This is a genomic window from Micromonospora sp. WMMD1082, from assembly GCF_029626175.1.
Classification (GTDB): Bacteria; Actinomycetota; Actinomycetes; order Mycobacteriales; family Micromonosporaceae; genus Micromonospora.
This window is the reverse complement of record NZ_JARUBM010000002.1, coordinates 5,239,149-5,254,854: the sequence shown is the minus strand read 5'-3', so window position 1 is coordinate 5,254,854 and position 15,706 is coordinate 5,239,149. Positions and strand designations below refer to the sequence as shown.

Sequence of the window (15,706 nt, the reverse complement as noted above, 5' to 3'; positions counted from 1 at the left end):
GTCACCTCCCGGCAGGCCCGCCGGCAGCGCCGGCCTCGCGCAGCATCGCCGCCAGGGTCCACAGTGCCGCGCGAGCCGATGCCGCACTGTGCTGGCTCGGCGCTGCCGCGACGTGCTCGGCAACGGCAATCCACGCGGCACGCGGAAATGCCGGGTGGAGTCGCTGCCGCGCGCATCCCTCGCACCATCGCAGGCTGCCCAGCTTTACCGCCACCTGACGGTCGCCGATGTCGCGGCCGCAGCCGAGGCACCACGGCGCCCACTCGTCGCCGACCATGAAGGCCGGCAGGCAAACCGTGATCTCGACGCTGGTGCGGGGCGGCGGCGACTCCGGGTCGGTCCGGCCCAGGAACTCCAATGTGTCCACTCATCTTCCTCCACATGTCGAGGCCGTCCGGGAAGCCCTCAGCGGCCGTCGTCGGTCTTTACAGCTCGGTCAGCGTTCCGCCGACCAGTTCGCCGCGCTCCGCCACCGTCGCCTGGTGCTCGTGCAGGTGGCTGGCGCACAGCAGCTCCGTCTGCCCAGCCCTATTCCGTTGGGGCGGGCTGTGGGCGGACGGACGGAACGGGCTAGTCCCGCGCGGGCCGCTCACCCAGCCGCCGCGCCTCCAACTCGGCCGCCGCCTCCAACACCCACGCCCGGGGTGCCGGCCGCCAACTCGCCGGCCGAGGCCGGCACCGGCCGCCCGGCGACGTCCGCTCCGCGTCGCATGATCGGCAGCGGAGCGTCAGCCACACCAGCCCGCCGCCGTCCTGGACCGACCCGTCTAGCAGCCCGCCGCAGCCGTCGCATACCCCCACCGGCCCGCCCTCGGCGGCCGCGGTGAAGGCGTCGACGTCGACCAGACCGTCACGCACCAGGCTCGCGTAGATCGCCACCGCCCACCTCCCGGTCTCCGACGTGGAGCGGGGCCGGGTGGCGCTTGCACACCAGCCGGCCCCGCACCGCTCACTCCGGCGGTGCCGCCGGCAACGCCAGCAACTCAGGCAACGCCAGCCGACCGTCCCGGTAGGCTGCCGCGACCTCCTCACGGCCGCCCTTCCTGAAGCTCAGCGTCGTCGACGGCGGGCCCGGCTCCGCGATCTCCACGAAGTCGAGAACCCGGCCCGTCTCACCGTCGACGACGGTGCCGTCCCGCTCGACTCGCAACCGACCGAGCAGCGCCTTCCGGAACGCCGCCCGCACCGACTCCACCGGCTTCGGGACAGTCGCTTGGACCTCGGTCGGATGCTCCGCCTTGCAGTACGCCAGGAACCCGGCCTCCTCGACCACGAAACCCGCCTTTGGCAGGGAAAGCGTCACCTGCGCCACCGCGCCGTCGTAGCCCGGCAACCGGACCTCGATCGTCGTCACACCCAACGCCCGGTGCAGATCGAACAGGCCGGAGTCTGCGTCGGCCCGCACGGCGTCGTACACCTTCTTCACCTCGTCCATGAGGGCCTTGAGCACCGCCGCCCGCATGGCCCGCTGCTGCACGTCGCTCACCGGCCCGCCCTCGCCGTCTCCGCCATCCGGCCGGCGTCGCGGGCCTGCTGCGCGGCGGCCGACTCGGAGGTGTCCGGGTCGGCCGCATGCGCACCAGCCGCCTCGGTCACCGCGCTGGCGAGCTGCGTACCCGGGACTCCGGCGGCACGCCGGGCGGCTGCGATCTCCGCACCCCGCGCGTTGAAGGCGTCCCGCAGCCGCTGCGTCTTGCCGAGCCGTTGCGCCCGCTGCCACAGCACCGCCAGGTCCTCTCGCGACGTGCACGCCGCGAGCGCCTTCGGCCAGTCGACGTCCCGCGTTGGCTCGCCATAGTCCAGCCAGTCGAGCAGCTGGTGGCCCAGCTCCGCGCCCGGCTTGTGAATCACCCGGTCGGCGAGAGCGTCGCACCGGCTTTTTGTCACCCGCAGGTAGTGCTCCGCGTCGATGTCACCGACCACGTCGAACTCGAACTCGATGCCCTCGCGCTGGTCGGGCTGCATTCCCAGCTTCGCCACCTTGGCCTTGCCGTCCGTTCCCTCGACCAGCTCGTAGCGCTGCTTGGACCGCAGGCACACCACGACGTGCCCGGGGAAACTCATCAGCGCCTCGATGTACGCCCGCTCGAACGGGCGCACTTCCCGCCATCCATCCATCGACCGGCCGCCGTGGTTGCGGGCAGCCAGGTCGACCATCTCCAAGACCCCGCCGGGCCCGAACCAGTAGTGCGACAGCGAGTCGATGATCAGCCCGCCAAACCCGACCAAGGCCGCCTCGTCAATCAGCTCGATCAGCTGGCGCGGGTCGTACCGCACCGGGCTGATCTTCGAGAAGCCGTACCCGCCGGCCTCCTCGGGCGTCATGCCGCCGACACCGGGCAGCTCCGGGTTCACCGCGTACTTGTCGGCCGAGTCCCGCTCGGTGTCGACGAACGCGATCCGCTCGATCCCATCGGTGATCGTGACCGCACCAGTGAGCGTGTACAGCAGCTTGAGGCCAGTCAGGGTCTTTCCCGCCCCGCTCGGCCCTGCGAGGGCGATGCGCGCCTTCGCCTTCTTTCGGGTAGCGGGCATGAACCGCGAACTCATCTCGTCCCTTTCCACGTGAACGAACCTACATAGATACCATACGGTCGCAATGGTTGACCGTAGCCGTACAGCATCCGCTTACGAAAAAGTGCCCGCGTGGCTCACGCAGGCCAGCGCTCCGACGGCAGCCGGCAGGCCGCAGTCTCCGTGCCAGCAGATCACCGGTGTGGCCAGTTCAGTGCAGCCGCCCGGTACCGCGTGCCGCCAGTCGTCCCCGGCGGGAACCAGCTCGCCACCACAGGTCACACACTGCGCGAACTCAATCGGCACCCCGTGCGCCGTCATTCCCCGATCACTTTCCTCTCCCTTCTCGATACGACGTTCAGTCGTCGGGTGTGCAGCGGAGCCGACTTCGTGCATCCGGGGAGCGCGCATCTGCCGTTCGGCCCCTCGATGTACGCGTGGTCGTCGCCGCCGGTGCCGGCAGACTGAACCGGTTCTTGTTCCCCGTATGTCTTGCGTCCGAGTGGCGGACCAACTCGGTCCGATGAGCGGACTAGCGCTAGTCCGCGTGTCGAACCATTGCCCGCCTTCACTGGTCCGCCTCTCGAACCAGCCGACCCGGACGAGTCGGACGTGCCGGACGCCGCTGGTCCGGCACGCGGACCAACCACGCCCAACTCGGTGAGCGCTCGCAACAGGTCGGGCGGCACCCCCAGGCGATAGACCGTCCTCGCCTTCTTGCTCCGGGCGTCCGCGACCGTCGGCCGGTCGCGCCACACCCACTTGTGCTTGGTGCGCTCCTCGCCGTTGTCGCCGTCTTTGCCCTCCAGCAGGTTGAGCCACTTCGCGACCGTCGATCGGGCGAGCCCGGTCGCGTTCACCAGGTCTGTCAGGCTGGGTGTGAAGCGCTCCGGGATCGTCGCTGTGGCAGGGTCCGACCAGGTGAGCAGCGTCAGGATGAGCTGCCGACCGGGAGGGTCGAGCGGGCACAGCCTGTGCCTCACTGCGCGCTCGACCGTCCACCTGTCCATCATGGAGGCGGCCTCTCTGTACAGCGCCGCCAGCGCACCGTCGCCCGAACTGGCGTACGATGCGCGTGCGACCCGTTCTCTGTTCCGGGTTAGCCTTCGGCCCCGCCAGATGACCGCCTGGCGGGGTCGACGCGTTTTCCGGCACCCTACACCCGACCTGTACGGCCGCAGTTCGGTCGGGCTTGCTCACAGCCATGCTGCCTCCTCGTCTTCTTCGAGCACGTCCCACGGGTCCCACACGATCTGCCGCTTCGTCTCCTCGGCGAAGGCGTAGATCGTCGTCAGCTTCCACACCGGGTTGTTGCTGACCTCGCCGTCCTCTTTCGGCAGGATCCCCTTCGACCGCCACTGGTACGGCGTGTTGTCCTTCACGTCGAACATCCGGACGATCTCCTTGAGCCCCACCACCGGCGGCAGGTCCAGCGGCCCCGGCTTCGTCAGGTTGTCGGACACCTTGCGCGCGACCGCCTTCAGCTTTGTCCGGCTCACCTTCACGGTTCCTCTCCTCCCACGGCCGACTGCCATACAACGTCAATGTACGGCACCCGCCGGGGATGGTCAGGCCGCCACCCGGGCGATGATCGTTGGCCCGCGACGCACCACGTCGCGGGCCATCGCCAGCAGGCGACATCGTCCGATCAGGTGCACCCGGCCGTCCGAGAAGATCGACGCCGGATCCAGCGGCACCTCGTCGAGGACCGGCACGGCGAACTCCTCGGCCAGCGCCAGCGCCACGTGGTCGTGCCGCCACGACGGCATGAGGCCGAACCGCACGCCTGCGCCGGCGAGCCGGACGGCGACCCGCCGGCTGGCCATCGCGTTGCGCTGCACGTTGCCGACCAGCAGCACCAGGTCACACAGCCGCGCCGCCTCGACCTGCGCGCCGCCCAGCGTTCGGTCCAGGTCGACCACCTTCACCTCGGCCGCGTTCTGCTCGACCTCCACCGCCGGGTAGTCCGGCGCGTCAACCACTCGCAACGACGTGACCGGCGCACCGAGCCGGTCATCGACCCCGCCACGCCCAATCGCGTCGACCAGCAGCGTGCGCCAACCCTCGTCGGCGGCGACAAGCGCCAGAGCGACCGCCAGAGTGGTCGCCCCGGCGCCGCCGTGGCCACCAACCACACCGATCCGCACCTCGGCAGGGCGCCCACCAGCAACCGTCAACGCTACGAGTTCGCGGAGACCAGGCGCAGCGCGGGGCAGCCTGCACACAGCCGAATCCGGGTATTCGGCCTGCCAGCCGCGAATCGCGGCGGCCAACCGGTCGCCGGTCAGCGCAGCCGGTGCGACGATCTGCATCCGCGGGTGCGCCGGCATTCCAGCCGTCAGCGCCTGGCGCCGCGCGTCGACCAACACGAGCAGCGCGGTCCGCCATTCGTCGACAGTCGGCTTCCCGACCACAACCTCCACCTCGACGTCCCCGAGGGCGTCCAGCACCTCATCGACAAACTCATGGCCCCGGGCCACGAGCAGAAGCTTCCCCATCCATTCCTCCTCTACAAACGGGGCATTGCATACAAAGACATTGTATGACACAGATAGGTTTGCCGTCAATAAAGTATGTACGCTTAGTGAGCCGCTTTGCCCGATGTGCCTCCCGCTCGCTATGCTGGTGTCTCCACGTGAACGCAGCGCAGCCCCGGATTTCGCGATCCGGGGCTGCGCTGTGTCCGATGACCTTCAAGCCGGCGGTAACGGGTAGTCGACGGACACTCGCACGATGTCGTTCGTCGCAATCACGGACGTCGAGTGCATGTCCAGCAGAGTCAACTGACCGAGCGTGTCCAGCACCGCCGACCCAGACGTGACCGACGACCGGAACAGGTGATGCTTCGGCATCGTCGGTCTGAACCTCGGATCGGTCAGCGTCACCATCAGCGTGTCCGTGATGTTGCCCAAGGCGCTCGCCGTGATGGCCGCGCCAGTGCGCCGCACGTTCAGATTCAGCTCGATGCGCGAGCCGACGATCCGGTAGGAGTTGTCCTCCTGCGCCCAACCCGGTGCGTACGTCACCGCCAGCTCGTTGGTCACCACCCCGGTGTCGGTCAGGTACGCCGACCGGGGCGGTGCTCCCAGGTACCCCACCACATGGTGACCGGCCGGCGGCGTCATCAGCACCATCACCCGCGCGTCATTCGGCAGCGCGCCCACCAGCGACACGACCCGCATCGGCGTGGCGTCGCCGTCCATTACCACAAGGAACCCGCCATCGGACGCCGGGCCGGCCGCTGTCGCCGGCCGCAGCCGGCTCGTGATCCCCATCGCCAACACCCGGTCGAGGACCGCTGCGGCGATCGCCCGCACCGGGACCTGCACCATCCGCTGGTCGATCACAGGTCATCGCCGCCCGTGCCCGGGGTACGCGCGACGCAGCGTGTGTCGCATCTCCCCACCAGCGGCCAGCGGCATCGTCCAGCCCGTCTCCAGCCACGGCACTCCGTCCCACCGCACCACGTCGTACCCGTCGTGCCGCGGGTCCGGCGGCGTCGACAGCTCCACCGTCTCGTACGCCGTCTGCTGGATACCCAGCGTCCGCGCATACACGTCGACCGCCACCTGCGACGGCAGCTGCGCCTCCACCACGCGCGGCAGTACGAACCCTCGCTGCGAGATCGAATGCGGCGCCGACGCGGGTACGTCGTACACACCTACGATCGGGGCGACGTCCGTCCCCGGATCGTTGCTGACCACGACGAAGCGGTTCGGGGCGGTCAGCAGCTCCGAACCGCGCGCCGCCGACCCGCGGATCACCCGCTGCGAGGCGTCCAGGTCGATCGTCGGCCGCCGGCTCGCCGGCTCGAACGCCCGCATCAGCCGCAGCCGGCCGCCATGGTTGAACCACGGCAGGAAGAAGTTGCCCTGCCTGGACAGGTCCCGCAGTGCCATCCCTCGCGTGTTTCCCGGCGACCACGACGACACCGACGTCAGGTCCGTCCAGTCCACCTGCACCTCGCCGATCGGCAGCCCCGCCAGCAGCCTCAACACCGCCTGGTCGACCCGCTGCCCGCCGCCCTCGAAGCCCGTCTCCAACTCCTGGTCGACGACGAACATCTCGTCGAACAGGACCAGCGGTGCCGTCGACCCCGCCGACGTCTGCAACTGGATGGCGTCGCCAACCATGTAGCGGCCCAACGGGTACTCGCGCCCGCCGACGATCATCGAGATCGCCACCCGGTCGGTCAACGGCCGCAACCGCCGCGCGTCGGCCACGCCCAGCGTCAGCGACTCCACCCGCCGCACGATGATGCCGGTCACGTCATGGACCAGGCTCGGTGTGGTGTCCCGCAGCGGCGTTACCGGCCCGCGCCGCGTCCCGGTCCGCCCGTCCACCAGCGCGAACCGGTACGACACCGACCGCTGCCCGACCCCGGACGGCAGGTCCAGTGGATCACGCACCGCAAATCCCGACACCCTCCACCTCCCACGTCGCGCCGGCCACATCAAGGAACACCTTCGTGCCCTTCGGCTGCGCCTCGAAGTCCGGGCCGACGATCAGCGGCCCGTCGACGCCGTTGCGCACCTCCACCCGCGACACCGTGATGTCTCCGCGAGCGCTCACCTCGATGAACCCCGCGTCCAGGTCCAGCGGCTCCGGGAAGCCATCCACCGCGAACCCTGACCCCCACGTCACCCCGTCCAACGACGTGTAGAACGTCACCCGGGCCTGGCCGTCACCGGCGTCCAGCTCGTACGCCGCCCGCAGCCAGCGCCGCTGGTTCCGCACCACCCCCAGCTGCTCTGCCGGCACACACTCGTAGAACACGTCGTAGTCGAACACCTCGAAGCAGGCTTCTACGTCCGACCAGCGGACGTTCCAACCCGACCCGAGGAACTCCGGGTTCGTGTCGGAGAAGTGCTCGATACGCACCTCCCACAGATCGCCGGTCGGGCGGATCTCCACCCGCAGGTCGACGTCGGGCATCGGCTTCCGTACCTGGACGCTGTCGACCTCCACCCGCCCGTCGATGTTGCCGTTCCCTGGCGACAAACCCGCCCCGACGCCGGCCAGGCCCGCCGCTGGCAGCGTCACCTCGACCTCCTGCACCGTCCATCCCGGCCAGTAGCTGCCCGGCTCGTCCTTCCACGCCGCCGCCCGCACCACCTGACCCCGGACCTGCATCCGGAACCAGTACCAGTCACCGACGACGACTGGCACCTCAACCCACTGCCAGTCGTACGCCGTCTCCAGCTCCGCCAGGACGATCGACTCGCCCTCGTGCAGCATCTCCAGGCCGACGCCGACCGTGCCGTCCGGAGCGAACGCCAGCCGAGCCATGTACCCGTTCGCCTCATCGAGGTGCCGGCCGTGCAGGTACGCGTTGATCGGCTCCCCTCCGGGTGGCCGGGTGATCCGCAGCCGCGCCAACACCTCGACGTCCCGCACGGGCGGGCCGGTGACGACCTGCCTGTCCACCGGCTCTGGACCGATCCCCGCCTCGTCGATGAACAGGCGATGCGAAGGGGGAGCCTCACCCGGCAGGTACACATCCCCGGCTACCTGCACCGTGTCCTCAGGAGCCGTCCAGGAGAACACCAGCTGCACCCACGTATTCGCCGGCACCGTCACCGGGTCGCTCTCGTCCAGGTCCAGCAGGTCGCCCTCGCCGTCGAACCAGTAGAGCGACAGCACGACATCGCGCGACACGTCGCAGCGCACCCACGCCGCGATCCGCCACGTCGCTCCTGGCACCGTCTCGGGGCCCGGCTCGCACTCGACGAACACGAAATCGTCTTCGCCGCTGGGCGTCAACAGCCCCGACGCGACACCCTCGTGGGCGTGCTCGGTCGACCGGACGAACGTGCCACCGCTCGGCTCCCAACCGGCCACGTCTTTCTCGAAGTACGGGTTCGCGTTCAGCGGCTCAGCCAGCTGGATCACCCCGACGCCGCCAGTCACCCACAGGTCCTCCGGCGGCCCGGACACCACCACCCACGGGTCCCCCGGCCTGTTAGTCGACCCGAACCCGCCGGTCGGCACTTCCCGATCGAACTGGTCGTCCACAGCCAGCGGACTCCAGCCGACGCTGGCCGGAGTGTCCGCCGCCGCGTACACCTGGGTCGTGTGGCCCTCTGGGCGCAGCCCTTCACATGGCGGCGGTCCACCGTCGACCGGCGCGGGAATGTCCGCCGCCTCCACGATCGTCACCTGCGCCAGCTGCATCTGCCCGCGCTGCCGCTTGCGCCGCACCGACCCGGACGGCACCAACAGCGTCGCCAGCCACCGGTTGTCCAGCTCGTCCCGCACGCACACGTACGGCACCTGGTCCCAGGCCAGATCCCGCAGGCTGCGGAATCCCCGGTCGAGGGTCTGCGCCGGCACCGCGACCGCGTTGACCAGCACGGTCCGAGTGAACTCCACGCCGCCGCGTTCCAGCGGGCGGAACGCCGCCCGGTAGTCGCGGCCGTACATCGCCCGCAACTCGACGTCCCGGGCCTCCGGGAACGTGAACTCCTCACCCGCGTTGCGGTCCTGGTTCGTGACGTACGCCAGGTTGCCGGCCGGGTGGTGGTTGCTCGTCAGGATCAGCGCACCGACATCCACGCGGGTGCCGGTCACCCCCGGCGCGGGGATCGTCGCCGCGACCGGCGCCGACCAGGGCCCGGGCACCCCGATGCGGTGCATCATCCGAATCCGGTACCGCGACTCGACACCGACCCGCGCCTCGTAGTCGTCGACGGCGGTGACGTTCGGCGCGGTGACCAGCGCGACCGTCTCCCACGCCTCGTCGTCCATCGTGTCGTCCTGGCGCTGCACCTCGTACGCGCCCCACCCGGCCACGACCTCGCTGTTGACGGCATCCCACGCCAGTCGGTGATAGTGGATGCCGGTCGGGACTCCGCCCGCCGGGCGGTCGCACTGATCGTCGACGACCGTCAGCGGCTGCACAGCCGACTGCACGACCAGGCCAGCAACCTCGTCCATCTCCCGGACCAGCATCAGGGTCAGATCCGCCGACCGGTCGTCAGCGTTGTCGATAGTGGCGTATGCTTCCGCCCCGCCGTACGTCGCGTCGCTGATCGTGCTCGGCCCCCCGCTGCCCGGTTCGGCGTCCGCGCCGAGGACCTGCCACGGCGCATCATCCTCCGCAGAGCTGGCCATCGTCCACCACATCACCCCACCGCCGCCGGCTGTCTCCAGCGGCGGATCCAGCCGCAGGGTGACCTCCCGCCACCCGTCGGCGACCTCCGGCAACGTCTCGAACTCGCCAACGCTGATCGTCGCTCTGGCGCCGAGGCTCACCCACGGGTCCGCCGGATCGGCCTGGTACAGGTGCAGCGGCTCCCGGGTGCCGGGCAGGTGCCGCGCGTAGAACCGCACCCACACGTACGTGCCGGCCGTGTCATCGACGATCCGCTGCATCAGGTCGCCGCCGAAGAACCGCCCGGACACCGTGCCGATCGCCTGCGCGAGGTAGACGTGGGAACGCCTGTCGGCGTCGCCCGGCAGCGGCAACCCCGTGTACATGACGATCGCCGGCAGGTCGTTGACCGTCTCCACGCTCGGCACGGCACCCTCGCGGACCGTCTTGCGGAGCTGCACCCCCCGCAGGCTGGGCAGCGCGTCGACCGTACCCAGCCGGTCAACCGGCACGGGCACCGTCGACGCCACGGACAACTGCCCGGAGCTCGCCCGACCAACCGTCACCGCGTACCGGTCGCCCGGCCGCATGGACACCGCGGACCCGTAGTTGTACATCCCGAACATCGGGACCTCGTAGTACGCCCCGCCCTGCTGGCCGGCGCCGTCAGAGATGTCGACCCCTCCGCCGCCGGCCCGGTTCTCCCCCCCCGTACGCCACCTCCAACGCGAGGTAGTGCAGCCGGAACACCGCATCATCGAGTGCCGACCCGGCAACCTGGAGGCACACGTTGACGTTCGTGCCGCCAGGTGCCGCCCACGCCGTCAGCCCCGACGTGGGCGACGTGTGACCCGCATACGTGTACGGCATCCGCCACTTCGTGGTCAGCGGCGTCGCCGCGGTGCTCCACCACGGGTTGAGCTCGCCGAGCCGCGACCGCCGCACCTCCGTCGCGGCCGCGTGCAGCGCCGGCCCCGTCAACGTCTCGTCCATCGGCCACACCACACCGGCCGACGGCCGTTCCAAGCCGAGCGTCACCCCCTCGGCCAGGTCGGCGAACGGGCCCGACATCACGTACAGCACCGACACGTCCAGGATCCGCCGCCGGTACAGAGCCCCCTGCACCGCCGCGGTGACCGTCGAGAACCAGAACCGGGCGGCGGCACCCGGACCCGTCAGGGCGATGTACCGAGGGTCGGACGGGTTCGCCACCGCGTCCTCCACGGACATGGCGGAGCCGCCCAGGGCCGCGCCGGCCAGCAAGGCCCCCGACCCGCAGGGAATCACCAGCTTCCGCACCGGTCCGGTGCCGGCGATCACGCCCGCCTGATACAGGTTCACCAGCAGCTCGGTGCGCGTCGGTCGACCCGGCGGCGTCGACGTCGACCGCAGCCACACCCGATCCACCTTCTCGGTAGCGGTCCTGAACGTGTACCCAGCCTCGGTGGCGGTGTCCAACACGACCGGTGCCTTCACCATCGGCGCCCACTGCATGCCCAACACGTACGGCCGGTCCGGGTTGTACTCGCCCATCAGATCGTCCTCACCGTCGTGGCCACGGACCGCCGGGCCAACGTCTCCAACACGCCGTCGCCGACCGCCCGACCCGCGTCCAGGGCCTCCTGTCGGGTCGGCACGACACCCTCGAACACCACTGAGATCGCGCCTCTGCCGAACGTGATCGGCGTCCCGCCTCGGCCCATCTCGCCGGCGAGCAGCGACAGCAGGCCCGACTCCTCGGCGAGCTGCCGGGCCCGCCGGGGCCGGGTCAGCGGGATCACTACCTCGTCGCCGGCCTCGCCGCCGACGAACAGCGTCGGGGCCCGCAGGATCGCGCCGTTGGCAAGCATCGGGATCCGGGGCAACGACCCGGGCAGCATCGCGTCGACCTTCGCGATGCCCGAGTTGATCGCTGCGATAATCCGGTTGAGCTGACGGCGGATCGTGTCCGTGATCGCCGACGCGATGCTGCCCAGCGACGGCACCTGCCGCAGCCCGTCAACGAGCTTTCTCACCAGCCCGGACCCTGCACTGAGGAACCGGCCGGCGTACCCGGAGATGCGACCGGGAATATCGTTGATAAACGACAAGATCGAGTTGAAGCCATTCACGGCCGCCGTGCGGCCGCTGCTGAGCGCGTTGCGGAACGCGTTCGTGATGATTCCGCCCAGCCGGGACAGCCCCGACCCGATCCGGTCCGGCAGGTCCAGCGCGAACCTCACCACCGCGTCGACACCGGTCCGGAACGCCTGCCGGCCCAGGTCGATCGCCTGGTGAAGCAGGTTGCGCAGCAGCCCCGGCAGCGCGTTGAGGCCGGCGAGGATCTGCCCCGGCAGCTGCGTCACCGCGTAGAGGATCAGCCCGATACCGACGCCCAGGGCCTGCAACGCCAGGTTCGCCGCCGACGTGAACAGCGACCACAGCAGCTGCGGCAGGCTCGCCAGGAACGCGCCGATCCTCCCGGGCAGCTCCGCGAACCACGTGCCGATCGACTCGAAGAAGCCCTTCACCGCGGTCCACGCCGTCGAGAACGCCCCGCCGATCGCCGACCCCACGCCACCCCAGTCGATCCGGGTCAGCCAGCCCGCGACGTCGGCCAGCCAGCCGGCCACACCCGACAGCGGCGACAGCAGCCACGCCATCGCGGAGGCGAGCGCCGACACCAGCGGCGCGACCGCCTGAGCGGCGAGGAAACCGACCAGCACCGCCGCGACCTTGATGAGCGGCGCTGCGACGGACACCGCGACGGCGGCGAGCTGCGCGACCAGCTCGATCAGCGGCGTCAACGCCACCAGGATGTCCACCATCGGCGGCAGCAGCCCGACGAGCGTCGGAATCAGCGGCATCAGGGCCTGCACGACCTGGACGACCAGCGGACCCAACGCGGCCAGGATCGGCGCGAGGGCAGTGCCGAGAGCGGCGACGACGTTGCCGAGCGGCGGACCCAGCTTGGTGAACAACTCGGCGAGCAGCCCGGCGACCGGGGCGAGGACCGCCGTCACGGTCCGGCCGAGTTGAAGCAGCACCGGACCGAGTGCCGACACGATCGGTCCAAGCAGCGGACCCAACGCGGTCAGCGCCTGCGCCAGCGGCCCGACCAGCATCGTCACCAGCTCACCGATCACCGGCAGGACCGGGGCGAGAGACACCAGCAGCGACGCGAGGAGCTGACCGATCGGCCCCAGCGACGGGGCGAGCGCCTGGATGCCCTGCGACAGCGCCGAGAACACCGGCCCAAGGGCTGGGCCGAGGGCACCGATCGCCGGCACGAGCGCCGATGCCAGCGCCTGCAACGCCGGCACGATGGCCTTCGCGATCGGCAAGAGCGCCGGCACCAGCGAATCGCCGATGATCCCCAGCAGCGTCATTAACACCGGCGACAACCCGGCCGCGACCGTGCCCAACGCCTGGAACACGCCACTCAGCGCGGCTCCGCCCTCCGCCGTGGCGAAGAACTCCCGCAACGTGCCCGTCGCCTGGACAAGTCCGGCGAGCAGGCCGCCGGTCGCCGCCTCGCTGGCCGCCTGGAGGACGCGGTTGAGGATCGCGCCGACGTTCGCCGTCAGCTGGCCCAACTGCGACAGCACCCCGCCCGCGCGGTCGATCGCCGCGACGGCCGTACCGCTGGCGGCCATAGCCGACAGCCACTCTCCGAACCGGACCGTAGCCCCGCCGGCAAGGTCGGACACCCGCGCGATCGACGGCAATGCCACCGCGGTGATGTCGCGGAACCCGGTCAACAGCGGCCCGATCGACGTGGCCAGGCTCCCCACCGACAGCCGAGCCGTGTCCAGGACCCCGGAGAGCACCTGCACGCTGGTCGCCTCGCGGACGAACTCCAACGCCGCCCGCGCCGCCGCCCCCCACTCGGAAGCGACACCGGCCAGGCCGGTCCGCAGCGGGCCCGCCAGCACCGATGCCGTTGCCGACAGCTGCCCCACCAACTGGCCCGTGAACGCGTCCTGCGCGGCGCTCCGCACGTCCGACAGCGCCGGGTAGATGTCGCGGAACTCCCGCGCCAGGCGCTGCGCCTGCGGGGACAGCTCCGCGATCGCCGCCTCGAACTTCGCGATGTCATCGCCGCCTGCGGTGGCGAACGCCTCGCCGAGCCCACGAGTGGCGACCATCAGCGCGCCGATGGCAGCCCCGCCGACCACCGCCGCCGCCGCCGGCAGGGCGTACATCGCTCCGCCGACTGACGCCAGGGAACCGGCCAGTCCGAGGAGGCTTCCTGACGCGCTTGCCGCGATCGTGCCAACCGACGCGATCTTGAACGCCTGCGTCAGGCCCCTCCGCAACTCCGGCGCGAACCGCTTTACGTCGCCGACGATCTCGATGTACGCACGCCCCAGCGCCACACCCTCAACGTAAGCCGTCTGATAGGGCCGCAATCGTCCATTGCGGCCGTATAAAAAACTCACATCGCTGCACCTCGGAGCGCCAGGGGGAGTCGCGTCGGCCGACTGCGGCCCGCTACCGTGAGAGGCGTCCCCCGACAGCCTATTGACGCTGCCGGGAGGACAACTCAGTGGACATCATCAGCCGCGCCGAATGGGGCGCCCGACCACCCGAAGGCCGCGACGTCACCACCTGGTCGAGGCGGACCGTCTTCATGGGCCACTACTCGGCCGCCAGCGCTACCCAAACCCCGCGTCAGATCCAGGACTTCCACATGCGGGAACGGGGCTGGGCCGATATCGGCTACAACTTCCTCATCTCGTCGACCAGCGGCGCGATCTTCGAGGGCCGAGGCTGGTTGACGATCGGCGCGCACTGCGCCGGCCACAACACCCCGGCCATCGGCGTCTGCGTCATCGGTGCCGACAAGCCCGGCGTGCAGGACGTCTCCGACGCCGCGCGCCGCTCCTTCAAGTGGCTCTACGAAGAGGCCAACCGGCGCAAGGGCAGCAAGCTGACCCTTCTCGGCCACAAAGACCGCGGCAACACCGCCTGCCCCGGCGACGAGATCTACTCGTGGCTCAAGGCGGGTCTACCAATCATCGGGCAGCCCGCGCCGGCACCGAAGCCCCCCACCGGCAGCAAGCCCGCACCCGGCACCCCCATCGCCTTCCCGTTGCCGGGCGGCTGGTACTTCGGCCCCGCGTCCGGCCCGGACTATTCGGTGTCCGGCAAGTACGAGCGCTACTTCCGGGGCCGCACCGACCGGGCCTGGCTCAAGGAGTGGGCCACCCAGCTCGGCAGGCGAGGCTGGAACATCGGCAAGGACCGCCGGTGGCTGTCCGGGCACGGCAACGACGGCATCTACGGTCCCGAGTACCGTGCCTTGACCCTGGCGTTTCAGCGTGACCAGCGTCTCCGCCAGGACGGGCTGATCGGCATCAACACGTGGACCGCCGCCTACCGCAACCCGGTCACCTGACGGCCGCCGATGAAGCCCGAACTGGTCCTCACGCTGCTCGGCGGCGGGTCGATCGCGGGCATCATCGTCGACCGCATCTGGACGTGGCTCGCTGGTCGGCGGAAGGAACGCGTCACCCTCGCCGACCAGTCGACCCAGATGGCAGAGCGGCTGCTGGTCCGCATGGACGCCCAGCTGGCCGGGGCCGAAACGAAGCTCCAACTCGCCGAGACGCAGATGGCGGCCGCGAACCTGACCATCGCCCAGCTCCGCGAGGAGCTGACCCGCACCAAGGGCGAGGTCGCCCACCTACGCGCCGAGCTGCGCAGCCGCAAGGACGTATCCGCTGAACGTGACCGACTCCTGGTCGAAAACGCCCAGCTCAAAGCCCAGGTCATCTCCCTCGGAGGACAACCATGACCCACACGACCCAGACCCGCCACCCATGGCGGGCAACCCTTCGCACCATCTTCGCCGCCGTGATCGGCCTGCTGTCGCTGCTGCCGACCATCGCGCTCGCGGCCGGCGTGGACGACGTGCCGCTCATCGCCCAGGCCCTCGGCGTCGCCGCCGCGGTGACCCGGGTCCTCGCGATCCCCGGCGTCGACGCCTGGCTCCGGGAGTACGTGCCGTGGCTGGCGAGCGCACCGAACGGCGAGGCGCAGTCCGAGGCGACGGACCAGCGGACGCCGCTACCGCCGCGCACCACCTTCCGCGACAGCGACTTCCGATAGTCCAGC

General features: G+C 70.3%; 15 protein-coding genes. 3 read left to right on the top strand and 12 right to left on the bottom strand.

All coding sequences use genetic code 11. The features are described 5' to 3' along the window. Position 1: 1 nt before the first annotated feature. From O7615_RS24285 to O7615_RS24230, 12 genes are all read right to left on the bottom strand, one after another. The gene (locus tag O7615_RS24285) at positions 2-367 is read right to left on the bottom strand and encodes a hypothetical protein (protein WP_278180099.1); all 366 of its coding nucleotides are present in this window, start codon (positions 365-367) and stop codon (positions 2-4) included. Between the two features lie 203 nt (positions 368-570). After that, a complete protein-coding gene (locus O7615_RS24280) occupies positions 571-879 on the bottom strand; it encodes a hypothetical protein (protein ID WP_278180098.1) in 309 nt (102 codons plus the stop codon). 70 nt (positions 880-949) lie between these two features. Then, positions 950-1,486 carry a hypothetical protein gene (locus O7615_RS24275; RefSeq protein WP_278180097.1) on the bottom strand — a complete coding sequence of 179 codons (537 nt, stop codon included), beginning with the start codon at positions 1,484-1,486 and terminating at the stop codon, positions 950-952. Beyond that, positions 1,483-2,535 carry an AAA family ATPase gene (locus O7615_RS24270; RefSeq protein ID WP_278180096.1) on the bottom strand — a complete coding sequence of 351 codons (1,053 nt, stop codon included), beginning with the start codon at positions 2,533-2,535 and terminating at the stop codon, positions 1,483-1,485. The genes O7615_RS24275 and O7615_RS24270 overlap by 4 nt, the downstream gene beginning before the upstream one ends. Before the next feature lie 296 nt (positions 2,536-2,831). Beyond that, on the bottom strand, positions 2,832-3,527 hold the full coding sequence (locus tag O7615_RS24265; RefSeq protein ID WP_278180095.1) for a hypothetical protein: 696 nt from the start codon (positions 3,525-3,527) through the stop codon (positions 2,832-2,834). A 183-nt stretch (positions 3,528-3,710) separates the two neighbouring features. Next, positions 3,711-4,013, bottom strand: coding sequence for a hypothetical protein (locus tag O7615_RS24260; RefSeq protein ID WP_278180094.1), 303 nt, complete (start codon positions 4,011-4,013; stop codon positions 3,711-3,713). Positions 4,014-4,082: 69 nt separating this feature from the next. Further along, positions 4,083-5,063, bottom strand: a complete 981-nt coding sequence (locus O7615_RS24255; protein WP_278180093.1) for a hypothetical protein — start codon at positions 5,061-5,063, stop codon at positions 4,083-4,085. 144 nt (positions 5,064-5,207) lie between these two features. After that, positions 5,208-5,678: a hypothetical protein gene (locus O7615_RS24250; RefSeq protein ID WP_278180092.1), complete on the bottom strand. Its 471-nt coding sequence runs from the start codon at positions 5,676-5,678 to the stop codon at positions 5,208-5,210. Positions 5,679-5,864: 186 nt separating this feature from the next. Then, complete coding sequence (locus tag O7615_RS24245; protein ID WP_278180091.1) at positions 5,865-6,923, bottom strand: hypothetical protein; 1,059 nt, start codon at positions 6,921-6,923, stop codon at positions 5,865-5,867. Next, entirely contained in the window at positions 6,916-10,233 is a 3,318-nt protein-coding gene (locus O7615_RS24240) for a carbohydrate binding domain-containing protein (protein WP_278180090.1), read from the bottom strand. The genes O7615_RS24245 and O7615_RS24240 overlap by 8 nt, the downstream gene beginning before the upstream one ends. A gap of 40 nt (positions 10,234-10,273) precedes the next feature. Then, entirely contained in the window at positions 10,274-11,140 is an 867-nt protein-coding gene (locus O7615_RS24235) for a hypothetical protein (protein ID WP_278180089.1), read from the bottom strand. Further along, positions 11,140-13,965, bottom strand: a complete 2,826-nt coding sequence (locus tag O7615_RS24230) for a hypothetical protein (protein WP_278180088.1) — start codon at positions 13,963-13,965, stop codon at positions 11,140-11,142. The genes O7615_RS24235 and O7615_RS24230 overlap by 1 nt, the downstream gene beginning before the upstream one ends. Positions 13,966-14,135: 170 nt before the next feature. Between O7615_RS24230 and O7615_RS24225 the strand changes: the two genes are divergently transcribed. The 3 genes from O7615_RS24225 to O7615_RS24215 are packed head-to-tail and all read left to right on the top strand — an operon-like array spanning position 14,136 to position 15,700. Beyond that, positions 14,136-14,987 (top strand): peptidoglycan-binding domain-containing protein, encoded by an 852-nt coding sequence (locus O7615_RS24225; protein ID WP_278180087.1) that lies wholly within the window; start codon positions 14,136-14,138, stop codon positions 14,985-14,987. 9 nt (positions 14,988-14,996) lie between these two features. After that, a complete protein-coding gene (locus O7615_RS24220) occupies positions 14,997-15,386 on the top strand; it encodes a hypothetical protein (protein ID WP_278180086.1) in 390 nt (129 codons plus the stop codon). Next, entirely contained in the window at positions 15,383-15,700 is a 318-nt protein-coding gene (locus O7615_RS24215) for a hypothetical protein (protein WP_278180085.1), read from the top strand. Before O7615_RS24220 ends, O7615_RS24215 begins: the two co-directional genes overlap by 4 nt. Positions 15,701-15,706 lie beyond the last annotated feature (6 nt).

What these genes read in the sequence shown, in the direction of transcription:
- O7615_RS24270 (WP_278180096.1), bottom strand. Translation starts at nt 2,535, where the DNA reads ATGCCCGCTACCCGAAAGAAGGCGAAGGCGCGCATCGCCCTCGCAGGG.
- O7615_RS24265 (WP_278180095.1), bottom strand. Translation starts at nt 3,527, where the DNA reads ATGATGGACAGGTGGACGGTCGAGCGCGCAGTGAGGCACAGGCTGTGC.
- O7615_RS24240 (WP_278180090.1), bottom strand. Translation starts at nt 10,233, where the DNA reads ATGTTCGGGATGTACAACTACGGGTCCGCGGTGTCCATGCGGCCGGGC.
- O7615_RS24235 (WP_278180089.1), bottom strand. Translation starts at nt 11,140, where the DNA reads ATGGGCGAGTACAACCCGGACCGGCCGTACGTGTTGGGCATGCAGTGG.
- O7615_RS24220 (WP_278180086.1), top strand. Translation starts at nt 14,997, where the DNA reads ATGAAGCCCGAACTGGTCCTCACGCTGCTCGGCGGCGGGTCGATCGCG.
- O7615_RS24215 (WP_278180085.1), top strand. Translation starts at nt 15,383, where the DNA reads ATGACCCACACGACCCAGACCCGCCACCCATGGCGGGCAACCCTTCGC.